This is a genomic window from Bacillus sp. FSL K6-3431 (assembly GCF_038002605.1).
Taxonomy (GTDB): Bacteria; Bacillota; Bacilli; order Bacillales; family Bacillaceae_C; genus Lederbergia.
The window spans coordinates 1,721,424-1,744,865 of the sequence record NZ_JBBOCT010000001.1 but is presented as its reverse complement, the minus strand read 5'-3'; the positions used below and the strand labels follow the sequence as shown (position 1 = coordinate 1,744,865).

Genomic DNA, 23,442 nt, shown 5'->3' with positions numbered 1-23,442 from the left:
ACAAAAAGGTCTGATTTTTAAAATCGGACCTTTTTGTTGAATTTAATGTGGTAGAAATGCGAGTTGATAAAAGAACAATACAGCAAAAACGTATACGATCGGATGAACAGAACGCCATTTTCCTGTAACAACTTTTAATAATGGGTAAGAAATAAATCCTAGGGCGATTCCTGTTGCAATGCTGGATGTAAGTGGCATACTCAAAATAATTAAAAATGCTGGGAATGCTTCTTCTATTTCATCCCACTTGATCTGTGCAATAGAACCCATCATTAAACTGCCTACAATAATGAGTGCTGGTGCAGTAATTGCAGAAAGCCCTGATACAGCACTAACGAGCGGGCCAAAAAATGCCGCAATAATAAAGAGAACGGAAACAGTGACAGTTGTTAAGCCAGTGCGGCCACCTGCTGCAACACCTGATGATGATTCGATATAAGCGCTCGTCGGGCTTGTTCCAAACATCGCACCAGCAGTGGCAGCTACCGAATCTGCCAAAAGTGCTTGGCGTACACGCGGCATTGAATTACCTTTCATTAAACCCGCTTGATGGGCAACGCCAATCATTGTGCCTGTTGTATCAAAGATCGTAACAAGTAAAAAGGAGAAGACAACAGCGAAAAGAGCGTGATCCCATACTTCAGCAAATGCTGTAATCGGATTAGCAATAATAATCCCTTCAGGTAGAGATGGCAATTCGACAAACCCTTGGTCAAATGAAAGATGACCTGTTAATAATGCCACGACACCAGTTACAATCATCCCTAAAAATAATGCGCCATGTACCTTAAGTGCCATCAATATTAATGTAACGGCTAGCCCCAGTAAGGCAAGTAGTACTCCAGGCGAATGTAAATCCCCTAGTGCTACAAGATTTGAAGGATGAGCGACGATTAATCCCGTTAGTCTCATACCAATAAAAGCGATAAATAAGCCAATTCCCGCCGTAATCCCATGTTTTAAATTATCAGGGATAGCTTCAATTAACATTTTCCGAAAAGGTGTTAAAGATAAAAGTACGAAAATAATACCAGCAACAAATACGGCTGAAAAAGCTACTTGATAGCTGATATCATGTGTACCAACAACAGAGTAGGCGAAGTAGGCATTTAATCCCATACCAGGAGCGATAGCAATGGGATAATTCGCTGCAAGTGCCATCCATAGTGTACCAATGACGGTGGCAATAATTGTAGCGGTAAATACCTGGTCAAACGGTACCCCGGCATCCTTCAAAATGATCGGGTTTACGACAACGATATATACCATTGTTAAAAACGTTGTAATCCCGGCAATAATTTCCGTTTTAACAGTCGTGTTATTTTCTTTTAATTTAAACATAAAAAAACCTCCAAAAGGCGAACGATATTAATTACATTTAATATATTATTCGTTTTTTGTCTTAATAGCAAGTATTTCTCAGTTAGTTTTTTATGATAAGAAACGTTTCTTGATATCCGGAGACGGAAGCGTACAGCTATCTTTTTTTCCAAACCATTTATAACGATTTTTTGCAATAATATGATAGAAAATATTTCTAATTGGTGGAGGAATGAGAAGGAAAATATATAATAGCTTCCATAGGCCGGTCAAACGGCCACAAATACGCAATGAAGCAGATGTTCTATAAAATAGCTTGTCGTTTTCTATGAGAACCATGCTATCGATATTAGCTGGCACATTATATTCCTTTAATAAGGATTGCCCGATTGGACTTTGTAGAGAAGTGAAATGAAAATAACTGTTAGGGTCACGCTTTATAATAAATTGCACACTAGAATCACAAAAGTTACAAACACCATCGAACAATATGACTGGTTTCATAAATACACTCCCCTTAAAAATAATGCTTTATTCATATTATCATATTTACTGGGGCTAATTTGAAAGCAAGTACCCTCACAGAAGCTAAAATAAGTTAAAACTCCATGCGTTAAAAACAAGAAAAAAATCTCCTGAAAAGAAGATTTTCTAATAGTGCGTGTTCAAAAAGATGCCAAAATAGAAACAAGAAGTTCGAGGCAAGAAGGTTTTGAGGATCGGACTTGCACAAGACGTGAGCGATCTTAACAGAGGATCCTCTGTTGCCTTAGTAGAAGTACCTAATTGCCAACGAAGAAAAAGAAATTCGCCGTTTATCATTTGGTGACTTTTTGAACATCCTCTTATAGCATTACATAATTAAATTCAATATATAATAACAACCTGCTGCAAGGGTAGCTGTAATAGGGAGTGTAATCACCCATGTAATCAGCATTCTTTGAGCTGTGTCCCATTTAACGCCTTTAACGCGGTGAGATGACCCTACACCAAGTATAGATGAAGAAATTACATGTGTCGTGCTTACAGGTAAGTGAATAAGCGTTGCACCAAAAATAATGATAGCAGAGCTTAAATCAGCTGCAACTCCATTGACCGGACGGATTTTCATGATTTTTCCGCCTACCGTTTTAATTATTTTCCAACCCCCTATAGATGTACCTAATCCCATTGCCAAAGCACAAGAAAACTGAACCCAAAATGGGATATCTGTTGTGGTATGGTAATTATTCGCGATCAATGCCATCGTAATGATCCCCATCGCTTTTTGCGCATCATTTGTTCCATGTGTATAAGATTGTAATGCTGCTGTAGCAATTTGTATATATCGAAAGCGTTTATTCGTTTTGGCTAAATTCAAATTTTTCAACGATATCTTAAAAATAAAGTAAATGATAAAGCCAAAAGTGAATGCAATTAATGGTGATATGAGTAAAGCTTCAAGAATTTTCAAAAAACCTTTGTAATTAAGTGCGGAAAACCCTGCTGCTGCGATCGCTGCTCCAGCAATAGACCCAATAAGAGCATGCGAGGAACTGCTTGGAATGCCATAATACCAAGTGATTAAATTCCATGCGATGGCTGAAATTAATGCTGCCAAAATAACAGCCGAACCATTTGTTAAAGTAAACGGATCAACAATATCTTTTGTTATTGTTTGTGCCACTCCGGTAAATGTCAATGCACCAAGAAAGTTCATAACAGCTGCCATTATGATGGCAGGACGTGGTCTTAAAGCTTTAGTGGATACAGAAGTTGCAATAGCATTGGCTGTATCGTGAAAGCCATTAATAAAATCGAATGCCAAGGCGGCAATGACGATTAAGATTGTAATAATAAAAACTGTATCAATTCCCATTTTGCATTACTCCCTTAAGCATTTTTCATTACAATGCTCTCAAGTGTGTTGGCCACTCCTTGGCAGCTATCTGCTACTTCTTCTAGACTTTCGTAAAGTTCTTTGTATTTAATAAGTCGGATTGGATCCGTCTCCGTTGCAAACAGGTTTTTAATAGACTCGCGTAAATTATCATCACACATGGACTCTAGCTCTTTAATTCTAATCGCATGTGGGCGGATATCCGGAAGTTTTTTGCTGAAAATTAAGCCGATAGAAATGTCAATTTCATCTACGCATTTAGCAATAGCATCTACAAATCGAAGCATATATTCATCTGACTGAAAAATAGAATACATTTCAAAAAGTGCTGCAGTTTGTTCCATGCCATCAAGGACATCATCCATAATCATTGAAAGCGCTAGAATATCTTCTCTTTCGATCGGTGTAATGAATGAGTTGTTCAATTCCATGATAATTTCATGGACATATGTATCCCCTTTTGATTCATACTCCTTCATCTTTGCCGCAAATAACTTTGTATCCTCTTTGTTTGATAATTTGTACTCTACAAAGAAATTCATACTTTCTTTTAAGTTTGCTGCATTATCCTCAAGCAACTTAGCAAATTTATCTTTTTTGTTATTCTTAAAGACCAACTTTAAAACCTCCTGTTTTAGAAGCATAGTTATACCAAACGTTCTTATTTTATCTTATATAGTGGAATAATAAAAGAACTTGTCGAAATTTATTTTAATAAAGCTATTCCATTTAGTCAAAATTAAAGAGTACAATAAAGAAAAGGAGGAGATGGGAAAGGATGGTTAAAAATTTACAGGCAACAATTAAACTACATAATGGTGTTGAAATGCCCTATCTAGGATTAGGGGTTTATAAAATGAAAGAACATGAGGAATCGAAAAATGTTATTAGAGCTGCGATTCAACATGGTTATAAGTCTATTGATACTGCCCAATTATATGAGAATGAAGATATCGTCGGGCAAGCAATAAGAGAATCAGATGTGTATCGGAAAGATTTATTTATTACAACGAAGGTCTGGAATTCGAATCAAGGTTATGATTCAACTTTAAAAGCCTTTGAAGCAAGCTTAAATGAGTTGAAAATGGATTATGTTGATCTTTTTTTAATTCATTGGCCGGTAAAAGAAAAACATCGGGATACCTGGCGCGCGTTAGAAAGATTATATGATGAAAAATTAGTGCGTGCAATTGGAGTAAGTAATTTTCAAGTCCATCATTTGCAGGATTTGGCTGCGCATAGCAACGAAAAACCAGTTGTCAATCAGGTTGAACTTCATCCTCGTCTAACGCAAGAGACACTTCGAGAGTATTGTCTAGAACAGGGGATTGCTGTGGAAGCATGGGCACCACTTGGTCAAGGGCGCTTGCTTGAAGAACCTACGATTAAGCATCTTGCTGAAAAGCATCATAAAACGACTGCGCAAATTATTTTAAGATGGCATTTACAAAACGGAATAATTATTATTCCAAAATCAGTCCATGAAGAGCGGATTCAAGAAAATGCAAATCTGTTTGATTTTGAGCTAACGTTGAATGAAATGAGAGAAATAGATACACTCAATTTAAATGAGCGTTTTGGTCCTGATCCAGATAACTTTGATTTTTAAGAAAAGGAGCCTGCAATGCAGGCTCCTTTTGTATGTAGTAGCTACCTTTTCACAAATGGTTCAAATATATACGGTTTGTCAAGAAAAGGCGCGGTGCAATCTATTCTTTTTAAGGTAAAGGGGTGTACAAAAGCTAATTTACGAGCGTGTAGCGCTTGTCTTTGAAAAATTGGCCTCCCCCCATATAGTTGATCACCTGCTAAAGGAAAGCCAATATGGGCCATGTGCACGCGAATCTGATGTGTTCTTCCTGTAGCTAGTTTGCATTCAATGAATGATAGTTGTTTTTCGGGGATTGTTTTAAGTATTTTACAATGTGTAACTGCTTGTTGGCCAGTTTCGGAAACACGTCTTCTTGTTGGGTGATGACGGTCTCTTCCGATTGGTGCACGAATCGTGAATGTACTTTTTTTCATTAATCCATCTGTCAAAGCCAAGTATGTACGATCAATTTCATTGTTTTCAAGCATTTGATCTAATATTGCGTGGCTTAAAGCATGTTTAGCAAATATGATGGCTCCTGTTGTTTCTTTATCCAGTCGATGAATGTGACGGATTTTTCGATTATCATTTTGGCCCTGTAAATAAAAAGCAACGGCATTTGCAAGTGTATCCATTTCATTCTGTTCATTAACATGTGTTGCCATACCGGCAGGTTTATTAACAATGAGTAAATGTTCATCTTCATAGACTATTTGTATTGTGGTTTTGAAAGGGATAATTGTATTATTTAACTCATTTGGAAAAGTGATAAAGATGTCATCTCCAGCTTCCAGTGGCGCGGTCCAAATCGCTAGTGAGTCATTAACGGAAACTCTTTTTTCCATTCTGAGTTGATGAACAAGTTTTTTTGGAGCAAGCCACTGTGTACGAAATAAGGACTGAATGGACATTCCTGACCATTGATCATATACATGAACGTTGATTGTGCACTCCTGTTGCTGTTTCAACATATTCCCGCCTCCACGTAAATAATTTTTCATGATTTTCCCATGCAAATGAAGTATATGCCTATGTTATCCTTACTATAAGAAATACAAAAGGCAGGTATTTGAAATGAAATGTGTATTTGCTTCAACGGTTGAGCAAGAGAAAACGTTAGTAGAATTAATCGATTATATGTATACCTCTATCTTTCCAATCTATTTCAATGATCAACAAATCATGGAATTTTATGATTTATGTGTTTTGCAAATCGATGCACAGGGGCTTGAAAGACTGCACACATTAGAAACTGCATTTCAAGCAATGTCTAGTTTACAAGTAGTAATCACTATATTAGAAAAGCCTCTTGCTTGCGATGAAATGGAACATTGTGAAAAGTTACTAGAGAAAAACATTTGTAACTTAAACAGATGCGAATTATTTTTTCCCTTTTCCTATCAATACTTTCTCGATACTTCAAAAAAGAAAAAAAGTATGATGTTAAGTAAATTCGCAAATCCAACAAATACATTATCAATTTAAAAATGAGAAAACCCTTCTTTTTGAAGGGTTTTTTCTTAATTTACATTTTCATTGAAGAATGCTTTGAAATCCTCTTCTGGATGAGCTCCAACTATCCTGTCCAATTCCACACCATCTTTAAAATGAATCAAGGTAGGTGTGTGTGTAATCCCATAATCATTAAATCCATGCTCGAATTCCAACAGGTTATATTGTAGAAGGTTGATATCCATCTCTTCCGCAACTGGATTTACAATTGGTGTAGTTTGTTTACAATAAGAGCATTCAGGGCTATAGAAATATACTGTTACATCTTCTTTATTTTTAAGCTTCTTATTCAAATCATCGGGTAAGATAAGGTTTTGATAAAGCGGGTCATCCAGCTGATCTATTGTCGCTGCTTGAAGGTCATTTTTCTTATATTTATTTCCTTCCACTTTTTCATTTTGTTGCATTTTTGTAATCAGCCCGATGGCTGCGAAAACTCCGATAATGATAACTAAGAAAATAATAATTTTTTTCATTAATTAATCCTCCTTGGAACGTTTATAAATAATGATGCTAGTGGTAAAAATGAATATAAAGGCAGTTAAGGCAAGGAGTGGGATTGTAATGAATCCAAGCCAGTTAATATACGCACCTGTACATGGTACGATGCCACAAGCTGGTGCTTGCTCAGCAAAAACAGTTACTTTTTGAAGTAAATAATGATACGTAGATACAAGTAGGCCAATTCCTGAAAAAACGGCAGAATACAGTGCAATTTTATAATCCTTTTTTGCAGCAGCGATACCAAGTATAATTACGAGTGGGTACATTAAAATCCTTTGATACCAGCATAACTCGCATGGAATGTATTGTTTAATTTCGGAAAAGTATAAACTGCCTAGTGTAGCGATAACGGAAACAGCCCAAGCATAAAATAGTAAATTCTCGCGGTGGTCCTTTTGTTTATCCATGTTATACCTCACATATCTTTAAATTATTTATATATGTTCGCTTGCAGTATCTTCTCGATTATAGTATTAAGTCATAAAGAATGTAAATAGGGACAGCTCTATTCACAAAACTGTAAAATGTAAAAGGAGATTTGATGATGCCAGATAAATTAGATTTAACACAATTTGAAAAGAAAATGATTGTGAGGCCATTGGAGCATCGAGATATAAAAGCGATTTTGACTTTACAATCGCACTGTTTTCCAGGAATGGAGCCTTGGACGATTGAACAGCTTGAGAGCCATCTGAAGTTATTTCCAGAAGGGCAAATAATTGCGGAATATGACGGTGAAATTATTGGTTCATGTTCCGGCTTAATTATTAATTTTGATGAATATGATGATAAACATTCTTGGGACGATGTAACAAATAATGGTTATATCACAAATCATCATCCTGAAGGTTATAACTTATATGGAATTGAAATCATGGTCCATCCTGCATACAGACGGATGAAAGTAGGGCATAGACTGTATGAAGCTAGAAAAGAATTGGCAAGAAGCAATAATTTAAAGAGTATCATTATTGGTGGACGAATCCCAAATTACTATAAATACAAAGAGGAAATGACGCCTCGGGAATATGTTGATGCGGTAACGCTGCATCAAATTTATGATCCTGTTTTATCATTTCAATTACTAAATGGGTTCACACTGATGAGAATCAATCCCAATTATTTACCTGACGATAAGCAGTCTAATAAATATGCGACGCTAATGGAATGGAATAATGTTGATTATGTGCCACTTAGTAAACGCCATTATAAAACGAGCTATCCTGTTCGGATATGCGCAGTGCAATATATGATGCGTGCAATTAGCTCTTTTGAGGATTTCGCTAATCAAGTGGAGTACTTCACAGATGTGGCATCAGATGCATCTTCTGATTTTGTCGTATTTCCTGAAATTTTCACATCTCAGCTAATGTCATTTTTAAATGAAAGAACGCCTTCACAAACAATTAGAAAACTAACGGAATACACGGAACAATACATTGAATTGTTTACTAATTTAGCGATTCGATACAACGTTAATATTATTGGTGGATCCCATTTTGTTGAGGAGAGCGGAGAGATTTATAATATTTCTTTTTTATTTCGAAGAGATGGTACGATTGAAAAGCAATACAAAATCCACGTAACACCAAATGAGCGTTTGTGGTGGGGGATTAGTCAAGGTGATCATGTCCGAGTATTTGACACAGATTGTGGCAAAATAGCAATCCAGATATGCTATGATATTGAATTTCCTGAGCTTGCACGTATTGCTGTTGAGAAAGGAGCTAATATTATCTTTACTCCTTTTTGTACAGATGATAGACATGGTTACTTACGTGTCCGTTATTGCTCACAGGCACGAGCAGTTGAAAATCAGATTTATACGGTGATTTCAGGTACGGTCGGAAATTTACCACAAACCGATAATATGGATATTCAATATGCACAATCAGCTATATTTGCACCATCTGATTTTGAGTTTGCACGTGATGGAATTGTTGGAGAAACAAATCCAAATATCGAAATGGTCTTAATTGGTGATGTCGATCTAGAAATTCTTCGTCGCCAGAGGCAAGATGGGACGGTCATGCAGTTACAGGATAGACGGAGAGATGTGTATGAAGTGAAATATAAACAATAGGCAATATATTTGATACATACAAATACCCGGGGCCAATAGTTTGACCGCCGGGATTTTTTATATTGTGATGAAAGGCTCTGTGATCATAGCAGGGGCACTACCAACTGATTCATTCGCGTGTTCTAAATACCGAAGTAAAGAATATAAGCGACGCTCAATCAATGAGTAATCCTTTGAAAATTGATAAGCATGCATGAAATGTTCAATTCGCTTGGATAGCAAATTATCTTTCGTTCGCACCATTAAGATAATTAAATTATCCCATTCAGACCGATGAGTATAGTAAAGTGCACGATCGTAATCCACGATATCCATTTAACGCAGCCTCCTTTTTGGAGCTTGTTTTTAGTATATGTGCAAGTCGATAATACTTTCGGTGTAATAATTGACAGTGTGATCAGAATAATACATTCTAAAATTGGAATGAGTAAATAAGTGTAAATAAGTAAAAAATAAAAATATCTGTCCACATGAAAATCCCTTTTTTCACATACATTGAGGTAAAAAGGGAGGGGATTTTTAATGAAACCAAATGCAAATGCATTGGAATATGCTATTAGTGAAATTACTGAAATAGCGAGCAGCTTTGGGCTCGATTTTTATCCGATGCGTTATGAAATTTGCCCTGCTGATATAATTTATACGTTTGGTGCATACGGTATGCCTACTCGATTTTCACACTGGAGTTTTGGAAAGCAATTTTTCAAAATGAAGTTACAATATGATTTCGGCTTAAGTAAAATATATGAATTAGTCATTAATTCCAATCCATGTTATGCATTTTTGCTTGATTCAAATTCACTTATTCAAAATAAATTAATTGTCGCGCACGTACTTGCCCATTGTGATTTTTTTAAAAATAATGTCAGATTTCGGAATACAAACCGCGATATGGTGGAAAGTATGGCAGCGACAGCTGAAAGGGTTCGGGAGTACGAAATTGAGTATGGTAAAGCGGAGGTAGAAGACTTTCTTAATGCCGTGCTTGCCATTGAGGAACATATTGACCCATCACTCGTGCGACCAACTTTACAATGGAAAGCGGAAGATGATGATGTAGAAGAAGATGTACCTGCAGCGACAGAATATGATGATTTATGGTCGCTAGATGGTAAGAAAAAGCAGAGGATCGATCGGAGAAAGTCAAAAAAATCTTTTCCACCACAACCTGAAAAGGACATTATGTTATTCATCGAACAGTATAGTCGGGAACTTTCAGACTGGCAAAGAGATATCATGACGATGATAAGATCGGAAATGCTATATTTCTGGCCACAACTTGAAACGAAAATTATGAATGAAGGCTGGGCATCATATTGGCATCAGCGGATTCTCCGAGAAATGAATCTCACAAGCGAAGAAACGATAGAATTTGCAAAATTGAATGCCGGTGTAGTTCAGCCATCAAGGACGAATATTAATCCATATTATCTCGGTGTGAAAATGTTCGAAGATATTGAAGAACGCTGGAATAATCCTAGTGATGAAATGAAAGCACAAGGTGTGGAGGAAAATTCGGGTCGAGAGAAAATGTTTGAAGTTCGAGAAATCGAATCAGATATATCATTTTTGCGTAATTATTTAACAAAGGATCTTGTCATGCGTGAAGATATGTACCTTTTTCAAAAACAAGGGCGCGATTATAAAATAGTTGATAAAAAATGGACTGATGTACGTGATCAACTCGTTAATATGCGGGTCAATGGTGGGTTTCCATACATCACTGTCAATGATGGCGACTATATGAAAAATGGAGAACTTTATTTAAAGCATTCATATGAGGGAATGGAGTTGGACTTAAAATATTTGGAGAAAGTGTTACCATATATCCATCAGCTATGGGGACGCCCCGTCCATATGGAAAGTAGCGTTGAAAATAGACCAGTACTTTTTACATTCGATGGTAGAAACATGCTAAGAAAATTTTTGTAATGAAGATAATGCTGTATGTTGTGGACTTTAACATTGACACATGGTGTGGCGGTTATTAGTCGAGGAATCAATTGGCTCATCCGTAAGAGACGCGACACTAGTACGTCGTAGCTGGATGCGAAAGTTTAAGTAGATGTTAAAAGATATTAATTGTATGTAAATAAAGAAAGGTCTGATTCCAATTTTACATGGAATTCAGACCTTTTATGTTATCTTAAGGGGGGAGATAACGTTATATTGATAAATATACCCCAATATTATGAACAGACTATGAAGAATCCATTACAAATATGTAAAAAGTGAAATTATGTTTTATTTGAAAATCTTTCATCGGACTGTCGATATGCGGCTATAGCTGTTTTCAATGAAGCATAGGCACCAACAGCTGCATTTCCATAAAAAAAACCCATGAAAACTCCGGCCCAAAAGTTAAATCTATGAGCAATGAAAATAGAGAAGATTAAGCCGAGTACGGATGCAACTGTAGGGATGAAAGCCCGCGGGATGGGTGTTAGCAACTTAATTATTTGTGTTAATATCAAAACAGTTGGGACGGCAATAACGGCATCCCAGAAATTCGTATGTATAATCGGAAAATGTTCCATTTTTTAACCACCTGACATTTATTCTTTATCCGTATCTATTTTCTCCAATAAACGCAATATTATTATAAAAAAAAGAAGCGCCAAAAAGACGCCTCAAAAAGAAAGTTAATATGCGTAAGCCGAGCCAATGATAATTAATAAAATAAACAGCACAACTAACAATGCAAAGTTGTTGCCGAAGCCGAAACCGCCTTCTCCACCCATAAAATGGACACCTCCTTAAAAGGATCTAACCTATTTTATGTGAAGGAAGTTATTTTGGTTATTGGACGAAGAGTCAATTTTCGGTAATGATAAGATTCAATACCTCATTCATCTCATCTTCATCAAGTTGTTCTCCATCGATTTCAGCATTGTGGACATCAAATAATTCACCATCAGAAATAAAGTCAATTTTAATCGTTGAATTTTCTTTTTTTCCAGTAAAACGAATAATTTCTTCACCTGCATCATTTTTGATCACTTTCCACTCAGGATGCAAGAAAAAATTGTCCATTGTTTCTCCAACAGTTTGAGCCGCAGAATCATAGAAGGTACCATCTTTTAGTCCTGAAACTTTGTCTTCTGCTGTAGGGAAAAGTGCGCTGGAGGCAAACGCATAAAGTAGGAGGGAAACCAAAGCAATGAACACACCTAGCCAACTTGTACCGCCTTTTTTATGTAATTCAACGTTTTTATCTTCAGATGATAACCCTTTTTCTCTAATGGCCGATACTTTCTTTTTTGCATTTAGTAAATAGAAATGATTACCATACAACCCTAGCAAAATTGCAATAGCAAATGAAATGGAATTGTCAACCGTACTATATTTGTAATCGCTTATGTATAATAAAAAGTCAATAAAAAAGAAAGTAGCTATAATAATAACTATCGGAATATACATTTTTCGATAACCTAACCAAAATAGCGATAAGAAAAATGCAGCGAAATTCCATGTAGGTTTATTTTCTTTGTTCTTTATCCATTTCCTATTGTAATAAGGATATTTCTTTCCTACAAATATAGATAAATCTAGTTCGGAATCAAATTTTGGCAAAACAGTTGCATCATTTTGTGCTAGCTCGTTAATATCAATATTTATTGTTGATCCATCATCATTGAACTGATCTCCACATTTACTACAAAAATCTTTGTTTTCATCCAGATTATTTCCACATCTATGACAATGCTTCATATTGTTTCTTCCCCAATCTAATAAAAATGTTATTCACCCCTTAAGATAATATCATAATTTTCAAAAAAATGATGTCAAATTCGTAAAAGTACATGAAAGAAAAATTAATCACAGAATAGCCCAATTGAAATTGAGCTATTCGTTTGCAAATGTGTGTGCTATTTTTATTCACTCAGTTTCTTCTCCATTTCATCCTTATCTAAAACCGTTTTCGGAAATAGTTTAGAAACTTCATGGATCATTTCAAATGCGTCTTCTAGTTCATATGGTTTAAAAAAACTATATTCATAAAAAGTAGATCCTTCTGAAGTTTCGAGAAGTATAGAGAGTATTTGATGCACGCTAGCCCGCCCTGTATCTTCATCACCAAAGAACATTTTATCAGGCGCCGTTTCTGTTTGACTAACATAAAAAGTACCAATAGCTTTATTTGAATAGGCCCTTTTTGCGAAACTTTCCATTTCCTCGAAAGATTGGCTGTAATGCATGCAAATCCACCCCTTTTATCGCATATACTTAATTTATACCTATTCTATACGGGTTGTAAACCGTTTAAATAAATTTAGATGAAAATAGGAGAATGATATGAAAATAATTGATCTTCATTGTGATGCATTATATAAAATATGGGACAGTAAAGGTATCCTAAACTTCAAAAATTCCGCCAAACTAGATACAAGCCTGAAACGTTTGAAAATGGGAGAGGTGAAAGTACAGTGCTTTGCCATTTTCATACCTCCAGAATTAAAAGCAGAGCAAAAGTTCCAAGCCGCTCTTGATCAAATAGATTATTTTTACACAAATGTTATTGGAAATAACGACGATATCAAGCATATTAAGTCATGGAATGATTTTGATCACCTTAAAGACAATGAAATAGGAGCAATGCTTACATTAGAAGGGGTGGATTGTATTGGAAATGATGTACATAAACTTAGTATTTTATATCATCTAGGCGTCCGCTCAGTGGGTTTGACTTGGAACAATGCTAACTTAGCGGCAGATGGAGTTGGTGAACCCCGTGGGGCTGGTCTAAGCTTATTTGGAAGAGAAATCGTGCGCTTTAATAATGAGCATAAGATACTTACGGACGTTTCTCATTTAAGCGAAAGAGCATTTTGGGACGTAATGGAGTTATCTCACTATCCAATTGCAAGTCACTCAAACGCGAAAACAATTTGTTCACACCGACGTAATTTATCGGATGCACAGGCAATTGCTCTATTTGATAAAGGAGCAATGATTCATGTTGTTTATTTTCCACAATTTGTTTCTGGGAAAATTCCTGCAACGATTTCCGATCTGATCATGCATATTGATCACTTTTGTTCTCTTGGAGGGGTTGACCATATTGGCTTCGGTTCTGATTTTGACGGAATCACAAGCTATATTATTGGTTTAGAAAATGCTTCAAAACAGCAGTATTTAATAAACGAGTTGTTGAAGTATTATTCCGAAGACCAAGTATTTGGGTTTGCAAGCGGAAACTTTTTAAAGAGTAGACCAATATAGCAAAAAAGTTTCGAACACCCATATTAATGGCTGAATAAATGCAAACTTTAGTCGATATTAGAACTAAAGCAAAGCTGCTTAATACTGGGAGTTTGAAAGGAAGTTCAAAATGAAACAAAGCAATCGCCTTACATGGAAACTTGGCGCAGTAATTATGGGGATTTTAATATTTTGTTTAGTTGTTATCTCGTTGTCTATGTACAGATCTAGTTATCAGGAGATTAAAAAGGCCGCGGGAATCGAATTATATGGTTGTGCAAATATTACAACAGCTTTAGTGGATCCGACAGATCTTGAAAAGATAATTGCAGGTGATAAAAGTCTTTCTAAAAAAGTGAGTGAGGAAATTGCATGGACGCTTGAACATAAACATATTTTCGAAGGTCATTATATTATTAATGTAGACAGTACAATATTAGCTGCAGATAAACATATGGAAACAAAGGGGTTTTCTGCAGGTGATAGATTTCAAATCGATAAAAAGGCTATTTCTGAGCTAATGGAAACGAAAGGCCCATCATATTCAGAAGTATATGAATTTGGAGGGATGAAGCGCTTGACTGGTTATGCTCCGATCTTTCGTGACCATGATCCAAATAATGAAATTATAGCTATTAGTGCAATCGACTTTGAAGCGGGCATTCTACATGAACGAACATGGGAAATGGTAAAAGGTAGCTTATTATTCTCAATTATTCCAATATTACTTGCGGGCATAATCACGATTTTCTTAATTAAAAGGGCAACAGATCCATTAAGAAAAATTATTAATCATGCGAGAAAAGTCGCCGAAGGGGATCTTACGGTTAGTGACCTTAAGCTTGCCAGCAAGGATGAGATTGGTCAGCTGTCACAGGATTTAGATAAAATGGTGAATAATCTTCGGGAAGTACTCGGACAAGTATCAGCAAGTTCTGCGGAAGTTGCATCGTCATCGGAACAACTTGCAGCAGGTACGGGAGAAATTAGTGTTGCAGCGGAAAGAAATGCTGTGGATATTCAAAAAGTACAACAAGGTTCTCAGGTACAACTTAATATTATTCAAGATGCAAATCAAACGCTGACGGGTATTTCCAATAAAACGAATGAGATGAGCACTAGAGCTCAGTCACTTAATGAAGAGGCGAAAGAAACACTAGAACAAGCAGAAAATGGAGATGTTACAATTGAAAAAGCTATTGCACAAATGGGTCAAATTAATACAAGAACTTCGGATTTAGTCGCTTCTATGGAAACATTAACATTAAAATCGAAACAAATCGATCAAATCTTAGCTGTGATAACTACGATCTCTAATCAGACAAATTTGCTTGCTTTAAATGCAGCTATAGAAGCATCAAGGGCAGGAGAACATGGTAAGGGTTTTGCTGTAGTGGCGTCGGAAATTAGAAAACTTGCGGAACAGTCAGCAGAATCTACGAAACAAATTGGTATATTAATTCATGAAATTCAAGAAGATACTAGAAATGTGGCTAAAGTGACTGTTGGCAGTGTTAAAGCTGTTAAAGTTGGTACGAATTTACTTGAAAATGCGGGAGCGGCGTTTATTGGGATAAAGAGTTCCATTACAAATGTGTCAACGGATATTAGTGGTATGTATAAGGAAGTGATACAGATTAATGTAAGTATCCAGGAGATCGCAACTGCAATGGGCAATATTGAACACACTGCTAATGAAAATACGATAAATACAAACCAAATAGTTACACATTCGGAAGAACAAACGGCTTCAATAGAGGAAATTACATCCTTGATGGAATCAATGTCTTATATGGCTGAGGAACTACAGGCACGAGTAAATAAATTTAAACTGCTAGCCTAGGAAATTGTCTATTCTAAAACATCAAACAGATTATTCCTAAGACAGGAGGCAGGAGGTGAGATACTTCCTGCTTCGTTTTTATTTATCAAATTCCCGCCAGAAAACTCCCACCTCAAGGAATGTGATGGGCGTAGCCCAATGAGTAGGTGGGAGATGAATGGTGGTTGGCGTTAGCCAAAACCCTATCCCTGCCTTCCTCCTTCTTTCACATTCAGACGTGACATGAACAGGTAGACACAATCGTGATTGGAACGAATCAAGATTGGAAACAACGGGTCAATCTAGGGAAAAGGAACAATCAGCATTTTGTGTCCGTCCCGTTTTCTATCTGATTTCTATGATCACCTACAAAGCAAAGAAAGTTGGGATTCAGGTCACCAAAACAGAGTCTTACACATCAAAAGCGAGTTTCCTTGATCACGATCCTCTCCCTGTCTATAAAGAAAAGGAAAGAACGAATTTTGTATTCAGCGGGAAAAGGATGAACCGGGGTCTCTATCGATCTGCCACGGGCATTTTCCTGAACGCAGATGTCAATGGCGCATACAATATTATCCGAAAAGTAGTTCCGAACGCCTTTGCCGACGGATTAGAGGGGTTGGGCGGTAACCACTCCACCAATGTGTCAACCCCACTAGCGTTAAACGTGCGATAACCTCGTTCGATACGCTAGAAACCCCTTCCGAAAAACGCTAGCGTTCGGTGGGGGAGTATTCATGGCAGGCTACAAAACAAGCTGTGTGGATTATTTTTCGTAGCCTTTCCAGAAGATGGATGTGGAAGCGATTTCCAAAAGGAGATAGAAACTTGCAATCCTAAATTAAAGTAATAGATGGTCAAACGAATTTTTTTAAAAAATAAGACTAATATATAACCTATAGATATAGTACAAGATGATTGCATATGCGTTCGAAAATAACTGAAAATGAAAGTATTTATTCTTGGGAGCTAATAGCAATACCAAGTAAATAAATATCTTCAATTATGGCCGGTTTAAATTGTTCTGGTGAACGTTTGTACTCGTCGAATAACCTACCTAGCTCTCTAATAAGTATTAATATTTCATCCGTATCAGGCATCTAAATAACCCCCTACTAAATTACTATCCATTATACAGGATTATATGCCCATGAAATAGGTTTGAGTAAAAAAAGAGATAAAAAAGCCAGAATTCCTTCCTAAACTGCTAAAATCATGTCAATTATTAATGGATATAGAAGCAATTATTTCCTATGTACTAACATTTATGCCATTTGGGCTACTAGTTTCTATAATTATTTTTGTTATTTTCGTTCGGATGTATCTAATAGAAAAAGTCAATCCTTGACATTACCGTCGTTGTAAGCTAATAATAAGATTTAAATCGAATATGTTTTCCTTCGGGGCAGGGTGTAATTCCCTACCGGCGGTGATGAGACAATGTCTCTCAGCCCGTGACCCGACTCTGATACTTTAGAGTCGGTGGATTTGGTGAAACTCCAAAGCCGACAGTGAAAGTCTGGATGGGAGAAGGAAACAGCGTCGTGGTTTGGTTGTGTTTTTATATTGGCAAAGGCCAGTTCTAAAACATGTTTGTTTAGTATGGTGAAAATACTTATCAACTAATACCAACCTCTGATGGCTTATTAAAGTTTGCGTTTTCAGCCCCGAGACATTTGTCCTCGGGGCTTTTTGTTGGTATTTGATGCTTTGCGTTGCTGTTTTCCTTTGTTGTAGAAAGAAAGGTGATATTAAATGTCTACAAAGAAATTTTACATGAAACTGGCATTACAGATGGCTGGCGCTGTCATTGGACAAACAAGCCCAAATCCTGTGGTTGGATGTGTCATTGTTAAGGATGGTAGGATTTTAGGGACTGGCGTACACATGAAAGCAGGCGATGCACATGCGGAAGTGAATGCCCTCCACCAGGCAACTGATGAAACGGATGGAGCGGATTTGTATGTAACGCTTGAACCATGTTCCCATTACGGGAAAACACCGCCGTGCGCAGACTTAATTATTGCCAAAAAGCTTCGTAATGTTTTCATTGCTTCACTAGACCCGAATCCACTTGTCTCAGGTAAGGGTGTTGAAAAGCTTCGCCAAGCGGGTATTCATGTGGAAACGGGGATTTGTGAAGAAGAAGCTACACAATTGAACAAATACTTTTTCCATTATATACAAACGAAGAAACCATATGTCACTATGAAATCAGCAGTGACTTTAGACGGAAAAACAGCATCTACAAGCGGAGACAGTAAATGGATCACATCTGAAGCAGCACGATTAGACGTCCATCAATATCGACATAGGAATGACGCGATACTAGTAGGAATCAATACGGTTATTCGAGATAATCCACATCTCACCACCAGATTGCCCCAAGGTGGAAAACATCCCATTCGTATTGTTTTGGACACCCATCTGGACATTCCAATGGAGTCCAATTTGTTAATTGATAATAAGTCTTCCACAATCATTGTTTGTGGAAATGAGGCGGACAAGAACAAACAAGAACAAATTGAAAGTAAAAATGTAACGGTTAAAAGGATGGCGTACACTCATATTCATATCGAGCATCTTCTTGACTGGCTTGGAGAAGAGCAAATTACATCATTGTTCGTAGAAGGTGGTGGCACGGTACACGGCTCATTTTTAGAGAGCGGACACTTCCAAGAAGTCATCATGTATATTGCACCTAAATTACTTGGTGATAATACCGGCTCACCTTCTTTTGGAGGCAGTGCGAAAAAACTAATGTCTGAGAGCCATTTACTTCAATTCCAATCGCTTGAAATGATTGGGCCAGACATTAAAGTTGTTGCCATCCCTGAAAAGAATGGGGGTGAATCAGATGTTCACAGGAATAATTGAAGAAATTGGGACCATTGTCCGGATTGAACGAAAAACATCATCACTAAAACTTGCGATTAATTGTAAAAAGGTTCTCGAAGATATACATCTGGGTGATAGTATCGCAGTAAATGGCGTTTGCTTAACCGCAGCTGAATTTACAAATCAATATTTTGAAACAGATGTAATGCCGGAAACGTTTATGGCTACGGCACTCCATAAGCTTTCGTCAGGATCTAAAGTGAATCTTGAAAGGGCAATGGCTGCAAATAGCAGATTTGGAGGCCATTTTGTAAGTGGGCATGTGGATGGAACTGGAACAATTATGCAAAAGTGGAACAAGGAGAACGCTTTGTATATGACTATTCGTGTACCAGAATCTTTTTCCCCTTTTTTAATGGAGAAAGGTTCTGTAGCTATTGATGGTATGTCACTCACCCTATTTGGTTCGGAGGGAGTAGACATAACGATTTCCCTCATTCCACATACACAAAAAGAAACAGTGCTAGCGCAAAAAAATATTGGAGAACAAGTAAACCTTGAATGCGATATGTTGGCGAAATATGTACAGAATATTTTAAAGCATCCAAGCAATACACAAAAAAGTACGACGATGAATTTGTTAACCGAAAATGGGTTTATCTAAAATGGAGGTGATTATATGTTCGATACGATCGAAAAAGCACTAGAAGATTTAAAAGCAGGAAAAGTTATCATCGTTACTGATGATGAAGATCGGGAAAATGAGGGAGATTTTGTCGCACTTGCTGACAAAGCAACTCCAGATATAATCAATTTCATGGTGACGGAAGGAAGAGGTCTAGTCTGTGTGCCGATAACGAAAAAGATAGCCACTCGGTTGAATTTGCCGCTGATGACGGATCTTAATACGGATTCTCATGGTACAGCATTTACCTTGAGTGTGGACCATGTGACAACACACACTGGCATCAGTGCTTTAGAACGCTCAGCAACCGTCATGAAGCTCAGTTCAAAAGAGGCAAAACCCGAGGATTTTAAAAGACCTGGACATATTTTTCCACTGATAGCAAAAGAGGGTGGTGTCTTAAAAAGGGCAGGCCATACGGAAGCAGCTGTTGATTTGGCTAAGATGTGCGGTTCTGATCCGTCAGCTGTTATTTGCGAAATTTTAAAACCAGACGGAACGATGGCACGGGTTCCAGATTTGAGAGCAGTTGCTGATAAATTTGACTTGGCGATGATCACAATCCAAGATTTGATACGTTACCGAAGCAGTACAGAAGTACTTGTTAAGCGCGAAACTGAAATATCACTTCCAACAAAATATGGTGATTTCAAGCTAGTTGCTTATACAAATAGTTTGGATGATAAAGAGCATCTTGCGCTAGTAAAAGGCGAGATTTCACCCAATGTTCCAGTTATGGTCCGTATGCATTCAGAGTGTCTTACAGGAGACATTTTCGGATCGTGTCGCTGTGATTGTGGTCCACAGCTAGAAGCAGCACTGCAGCAAATAGAGCAAGAAGGAACGGGGGTTTTACTGTATTTGCGTCAGGAAGGTCGTGGCATCGGATTAATGAATAAGCTAAAGGCTTACAAGCTTCAAGAGGAAGGCTATGATACTGTTCAAGCCAATGAGAAGCTTGGCTTTGCAGCGGATTTGCGAGATTTCAGGATTGGTGCAGAAATGCTTAAAGAGCTTGGCGTGGAGAAAATCCGCTTATTAACGAATAATCCGCGCAAAATTGCTAGTTTGGATGAGAGTGGTCTTGAGGTTGTTGAACGGCTACCGATTGAATTTTCGCCCCAAAAAGCGAATGAAAAGTATTTAAAAGCGAAAGCCGAAAAACTTGGACATATGTTGACATTATGAGAGGGGAAAACGTGAAAATGAATCATATTTATGAGGGAAATCTAGTAGGTACTGGTTTGAAAGTAGGGATTGTTGTTGCTCGTTTTAATGAATTTATTACAGGTAAATTACTGTCAGGGGCTTTGGATGCACTAAAACGCCACGGTGTACTTGAACAAGATATTTCTGTAGCTTGGGTGCCAGGTGCATTTGAAATTCCGCTCACGGCAAAAAAAATGACGGAGTTAAATAAATATGATGCAGTGATTACTTTAGGTACGGTTATTCGTGGTGCAACCCCACATTTTGATTATGTCTGCAACGAAGCAGCAAAAGGTGTAGCAAACGTTGGATTACAATCAGGAATCCCAGTGATTTTCGGAGTTCTGACAACTGATACGATTGAACAAGCGATTGAGCGTGCAGGTACAAAAGCAGGCAATAAAGGTTGGGATGCGGCAGTTGGTGCAATTGAAATGGCAAATCTATATCGTTCAATGGAAGTTTAATAATAAAAAAAGTGCCAAGCTCTATAGCGAGCTTGGCACTTTTTTATTGCTTAGGAATAATAAAATAGGTTAATGACTAAGGCGTTTTTGTTTTAATCTTTATCTTTCATCGCTGCTTTTAAAGCATCAGCGAGACTATTGCCAAATGATTCTTCGCCAGAGTATTTTTTTAACAGTTGCTTTTCTTCTTTTTTTGAAACGGCTTTTTTCTGTTTATCCGCCTTTTCTACAACATTACATGTACGACATTGAAAATAAGTACCTGCTTTGCCATTGTGTATTTCCATCTTTTTTCTACATTGCGGACAGCGTTTATTAGATAGTTTTGGATCTTTCCGTCTACGGAAATTACATTCTCTATTTGAGCAAACTAATATTCGTCCATCCCGCCCCTTCACTTCCTTCATCAATGAAGAACATTCTGGACATTTTGAACCTGTAATATTATGGGCTTTATAATCCTTTTCGCTCATTTTAATTTCAGAGACAAGTTCTTTGGTTTGCTTGCGGATACTTTGTGAAAATTCTTTTGCTTTTCCTTTACCGCGGGCAATTTTTTCTAGCTCAGCTTCCCATTGCGCTGTTAATTCGGGGGACTTTAGCTTCTCATTTACAAGCTCGATTAACTGCTTTCCTTTTGGAGTAGGGTGAAGTCGATTACTTTTTCTGTCAATCGATTCCGAACTGAGTAGTTTTTCGATAATATCGGCTCTTGTGGCCGGAGTCCCTAGTCCATACTTTTCCATACGGGCTAATAAATCTGATTCGTTAAATCTTTGTGGTGCTTCTGTCATTTTTTTCTCTAAATTAGCCTTTCCTACTGTAAAAGTTTGTCCCTGTTTCATATGTGATAAGCGTTTTACTTGATGATCATCACCTTCGTTTTTTCCAGTAACAGCTTTGAAGCCCAAATCGATTACAATTGATTCTTGAGAAGAAAAGTTTTCGCCTCCAACATCAAATGCTACTTGTACTGTTTCATATGTATAGATCGGATAAAACAATGCAAGAAAGCGACGAACGATGATATCATACAGCTTGCGTTCATCTTGAGATAGATCACTTAATCTTGGGCGCTCATCCGTAGGAATAATCGCGTGATGGTCTGAAACCTTCTCATTATTGAACACTTTTTTCGCCAATACTTTTCCTCTTTGCCTAAGAGCAGGCTGAACTTCTTCTTTATAAGCGGATTGTAAGGCGTCAATTCTATCTAGCATTGTATTTTCCATATCGGCTGTCAAATATCGGGAATCAGTACGTGGATAAGTCACAATTTTATGTTGTTCATATAGGCCTTGTAGTACATTGGATGTTTTTTTGGCTGAAAAGCCAAAACGACGATTTGCATCCCGCTGAAGTTCTGTTAAATCATAAGGTAAAGGTTGTTGCTCACTTTTTTGTTTAGTAGTTGCGGTTTTCACTTTCGCTTGCTTGTTTTTAATTTTATCCAAAATTGCTGTAGCTTTTCTTTCATCAAAGATTCTTTTTTCTCCATTATTATCCCAAGAAGCTGAAAGTAAGCCAATTTTCGCTTGGATTAACCAATAGTCCTTTGGAATGAAAGCTTGAATTTCTTTTTCCCTACCCAAAATCATTGCCAAACTGGGTGTTTGAACGCGGCCAGCAGACAATGGATCATCATATTTAGTTGTAAGCGCCCTAGACACATTTAACCCTATTAACCAATCAGCTTCAGCTCTACATACTGCAGATTCATAGAGAGAGTCATATTGTTTACTCGGTTTTAATTGTTTAAACCCATCCTTTATAGCACGATCTGTTTGTGATGATATCCAAAGTCGTTTTATCGGCTTGTTCCAGCGGATTTTCTCAATAATCCAACGAGCGACAAGTTCTCCTTCACGACCAGCGTCAGTAGCAATAATAAGTTCATTTATATCTTTACGCTTTGCAAGGCCTTGAATTCCCTTAAATTGTGCCGTTGTTTGACTAATGAGCTTAAGCCCCATTCGTTCGGGAATAATCGGTAAATCTTCCATTTTCCATGTTTTATACTGTGGATCGTAATCTTCAGGCATTTTTAGCTCGACTAAATGGCCTAGAGCCCATGTAACGATGTATTTCGGACCTTCAATATAATGTTTTTGTTTATTTGTACAACCAAGTACACGAGCAAGGTCGCGGGCAACACTTGGTTTTTCCGCGAGAACAAGTGATTTCATTTTATAAAAACTCCTTTCGAAACAACAATATCTAATCCTAAGTATATCGAAAAGAGAATCCTGAGTAAAAGAAACAATTTTTCAGAAAAATAATCTCACTTTTTTCAATGGATCCAGAGCTAAAAAAATCAATCAATTAACAGC

At 37.2% G+C, this 23,442-nt stretch carries 24 protein-coding genes, 2 pseudogenes and 1 riboswitch; of the genes and pseudogenes, 12 read left to right on the top strand and 14 right to left on the bottom strand.

Going from position 1 to position 23,442, the window contains the following annotated elements; translation table 11 throughout:
* Positions 1 to 42: 42 nt before the first annotated feature.
* The 4 genes from MHB53_RS08895 to MHB53_RS08880 all read right to left on the bottom strand — a co-directional run bounded on the left by MHB53_RS08895 (position 43) and on the right by MHB53_RS08880 (position 3,816).
* Positions 43 to 1,341 carry an NCS2 family permease gene (locus tag MHB53_RS08895; protein ID WP_340917352.1) on the bottom strand — a complete coding sequence of 433 codons (1,299 nt, stop codon included), beginning with the start codon at positions 1,339 to 1,341 and terminating at the stop codon, positions 43 to 45.
* 90 nt (positions 1,342 to 1,431) lie between these two features.
* A complete protein-coding gene (locus MHB53_RS08890; protein ID WP_340917349.1) occupies positions 1,432 to 1,824 on the bottom strand; it encodes a thiol-disulfide oxidoreductase DCC family protein in 393 nt (130 codons plus the stop codon).
* Between the two features lie 349 nt (positions 1,825 to 2,173).
* A complete protein-coding gene (locus tag MHB53_RS08885) occupies positions 2,174 to 3,178 on the bottom strand; it encodes an anion permease (RefSeq protein WP_445661412.1) in 1,005 nt (334 codons plus the stop codon).
* 14 nt (positions 3,179 to 3,192) lie between these two features.
* Entirely contained in the window at positions 3,193 to 3,816 is a 624-nt protein-coding gene (locus tag MHB53_RS08880; RefSeq protein ID WP_340917347.1) for a DUF47 domain-containing protein, read from the bottom strand.
* A 161-nt stretch (positions 3,817 to 3,977) separates the two neighbouring features.
* Here MHB53_RS08880 and MHB53_RS08875 point away from each other — a divergent pair, with 161 nt between their 5' ends.
* On the top strand, positions 3,978 to 4,808 hold the full coding sequence (locus MHB53_RS08875; RefSeq protein ID WP_340917345.1) for an aldo/keto reductase: 831 nt from the start codon (positions 3,978 to 3,980) through the stop codon (positions 4,806 to 4,808).
* A 41-nt stretch (positions 4,809 to 4,849) separates the two neighbouring features.
* Here the strand turns inward: MHB53_RS08875 and MHB53_RS08870 are convergent, their stop codons facing one another.
* A complete protein-coding gene (locus tag MHB53_RS08870) occupies positions 4,850 to 5,761 on the bottom strand; it encodes an RluA family pseudouridine synthase (RefSeq protein WP_340917343.1) in 912 nt (303 codons plus the stop codon).
* 103 nt (positions 5,762 to 5,864) lie between these two features.
* On the opposite strand from MHB53_RS08870, the gene MHB53_RS08865 reads away from it, so the two are divergent.
* Positions 5,865 to 6,275, top strand: coding sequence for a DUF5365 family protein (locus MHB53_RS08865; RefSeq protein WP_340917341.1), 411 nt, complete (start codon positions 5,865 to 5,867; stop codon positions 6,273 to 6,275).
* A 35-nt stretch (positions 6,276 to 6,310) separates the two neighbouring features.
* On the opposite strand, the gene MHB53_RS08860 is transcribed toward MHB53_RS08865, so the two are convergent.
* Entirely contained in the window at positions 6,311 to 6,778 is a 468-nt protein-coding gene (locus MHB53_RS08860) for a thioredoxin family protein (protein WP_340917339.1), read from the bottom strand.
* 3 nt (positions 6,779 to 6,781) lie between these two features.
* On the bottom strand, positions 6,782 to 7,213 hold the full coding sequence (locus MHB53_RS08855; RefSeq protein WP_340917337.1) for a disulfide oxidoreductase: 432 nt from the start codon (positions 7,211 to 7,213) through the stop codon (positions 6,782 to 6,784).
* A gap of 137 nt (positions 7,214 to 7,350) precedes the next feature.
* Here MHB53_RS08855 and MHB53_RS08850 point away from each other — a divergent pair, with 137 nt between their 5' ends.
* The gene (locus MHB53_RS08850) at positions 7,351 to 8,889 is read left to right on the top strand and encodes a GNAT family N-acetyltransferase (protein ID WP_340917335.1); all 1,539 of its coding nucleotides are present in this window, start codon (positions 7,351 to 7,353) and stop codon (positions 8,887 to 8,889) included.
* Positions 8,890 to 8,946: 57 nt separating this feature from the next.
* On the opposite strand, the gene MHB53_RS08845 is transcribed toward MHB53_RS08850, so the two are convergent.
* Positions 8,947 to 9,204 carry a YhdB family protein gene (locus MHB53_RS08845; protein WP_340917333.1) on the bottom strand — a complete coding sequence of 86 codons (258 nt, stop codon included), beginning with the start codon at positions 9,202 to 9,204 and terminating at the stop codon, positions 8,947 to 8,949.
* A gap of 207 nt (positions 9,205 to 9,411) precedes the next feature.
* Here MHB53_RS08845 and MHB53_RS08840 point away from each other — a divergent pair, with 207 nt between their 5' ends.
* A complete protein-coding gene (locus tag MHB53_RS08840) occupies positions 9,412 to 10,821 on the top strand; it encodes a SpoVR family protein (RefSeq protein ID WP_340917331.1) in 1,410 nt (469 codons plus the stop codon).
* Between the two features lie 305 nt (positions 10,822 to 11,126).
* Here the strand turns inward: MHB53_RS08840 and MHB53_RS08835 are convergent, their stop codons facing one another.
* The 4 genes from MHB53_RS08835 to MHB53_RS08820 form a co-directional block, all read right to left on the bottom strand.
* Positions 11,127 to 11,426 carry a hypothetical protein gene (locus MHB53_RS08835; protein ID WP_340917329.1) on the bottom strand — a complete coding sequence of 100 codons (300 nt, stop codon included), beginning with the start codon at positions 11,424 to 11,426 and terminating at the stop codon, positions 11,127 to 11,129.
* A gap of 105 nt (positions 11,427 to 11,531) precedes the next feature.
* Positions 11,532 to 11,630: a YjcZ family sporulation protein gene (locus MHB53_RS08830; RefSeq protein ID WP_340917327.1), complete on the bottom strand. Its 99-nt coding sequence runs from the start codon at positions 11,628 to 11,630 to the stop codon at positions 11,532 to 11,534.
* 73 nt (positions 11,631 to 11,703) lie between these two features.
* Complete coding sequence (locus tag MHB53_RS08825; RefSeq protein ID WP_340917325.1) at positions 11,704 to 12,600, bottom strand: DUF2628 domain-containing protein; 897 nt, start codon at positions 12,598 to 12,600, stop codon at positions 11,704 to 11,706.
* A gap of 164 nt (positions 12,601 to 12,764) precedes the next feature.
* Positions 12,765 to 13,088 carry a hypothetical protein gene (locus tag MHB53_RS08820; RefSeq protein ID WP_340917323.1) on the bottom strand — a complete coding sequence of 108 codons (324 nt, stop codon included), beginning with the start codon at positions 13,086 to 13,088 and terminating at the stop codon, positions 12,765 to 12,767.
* A gap of 97 nt (positions 13,089 to 13,185) precedes the next feature.
* Between MHB53_RS08820 and MHB53_RS08815 the strand changes: the two genes are divergently transcribed.
* The 4 genes and pseudogenes from MHB53_RS08815 to MHB53_RS08805 all read left to right on the top strand — a co-directional run.
* Positions 13,186 to 14,112 carry a dipeptidase gene (locus MHB53_RS08815; protein WP_340917321.1) on the top strand — a complete coding sequence of 309 codons (927 nt, stop codon included), beginning with the start codon at positions 13,186 to 13,188 and terminating at the stop codon, positions 14,110 to 14,112.
* Positions 14,113 to 14,221: 109 nt separating this feature from the next.
* Positions 14,222 to 14,989, top strand: a pseudogene (locus tag MHB53_RS26330) (HAMP domain-containing protein); the annotation flags it as partial.
* A complete protein-coding gene (locus MHB53_RS26325; RefSeq protein WP_445661509.1) occupies positions 14,981 to 15,934 on the top strand; it encodes a methyl-accepting chemotaxis protein in 954 nt (317 codons plus the stop codon). The pseudogene MHB53_RS26330 and the gene MHB53_RS26325, both read left to right, overlap by 9 nt.
* Positions 15,935 to 16,158: 224 nt before the next feature.
* A pseudogene (locus MHB53_RS08805) lies at positions 16,159 to 16,589 on the top strand (IS200/IS605 family accessory protein TnpB-related protein); the annotation flags it as partial.
* Positions 16,590 to 16,869: 280 nt separating this feature from the next.
* Here the strand turns inward: MHB53_RS08805 and MHB53_RS08800 are convergent.
* Entirely contained in the window at positions 16,870 to 17,013 is a 144-nt protein-coding gene (locus MHB53_RS08800; protein ID WP_340917317.1) for a hypothetical protein, read from the bottom strand.
* A 292-nt stretch (positions 17,014 to 17,305) separates the two neighbouring features.
* A riboswitch (FMN riboswitch) is annotated at positions 17,306 to 17,452 on the top strand.
* Positions 17,453 to 17,668: 216 nt separating this feature from the next.
* Here MHB53_RS08800 and ribD point away from each other — a divergent pair.
* Genes ribD through ribH form a run of 4 tightly spaced genes read left to right on the top strand, consistent with a single transcriptional unit; the run spans position 17,669 to position 21,112 of the window.
* Positions 17,669 to 18,790 (top strand): bifunctional diaminohydroxyphosphoribosylaminopyrimidine deaminase/5-amino-6-(5-phosphoribosylamino)uracil reductase RibD, encoded by a 1,122-nt coding sequence (gene ribD / locus MHB53_RS08795; protein ID WP_340917315.1) that lies wholly within the window; start codon positions 17,669 to 17,671, stop codon positions 18,788 to 18,790.
* A complete protein-coding gene (ribE, locus tag MHB53_RS08790; RefSeq protein WP_340917311.1) occupies positions 18,771 to 19,415 on the top strand; it encodes a riboflavin synthase in 645 nt (214 codons plus the stop codon). The genes ribD and ribE overlap by 20 nt, the downstream gene beginning before the upstream one ends.
* A 15-nt stretch (positions 19,416 to 19,430) precedes the next feature.
* On the top strand, positions 19,431 to 20,624 hold the full coding sequence (locus tag MHB53_RS08785) for a bifunctional 3,4-dihydroxy-2-butanone-4-phosphate synthase/GTP cyclohydrolase II (protein ID WP_340917309.1): 1,194 nt from the start codon (positions 19,431 to 19,433) through the stop codon (positions 20,622 to 20,624).
* Between the two features lie 17 nt (positions 20,625 to 20,641).
* The gene (gene ribH / locus MHB53_RS08780) at positions 20,642 to 21,112 is read left to right on the top strand and encodes a 6,7-dimethyl-8-ribityllumazine synthase (RefSeq protein WP_340917307.1); all 471 of its coding nucleotides are present in this window, start codon (positions 20,642 to 20,644) and stop codon (positions 21,110 to 21,112) included.
* 92 nt (positions 21,113 to 21,204) lie between these two features.
* Here the strand turns inward: ribH and MHB53_RS08775 are convergent, their stop codons facing one another.
* Positions 21,205 to 23,298: a DNA topoisomerase III gene (locus tag MHB53_RS08775; protein WP_340917305.1), complete on the bottom strand. Its 2,094-nt coding sequence runs from the start codon at positions 23,296 to 23,298 to the stop codon at positions 21,205 to 21,207.
* Positions 23,299 to 23,442: the final 144 nt, after the last annotated feature.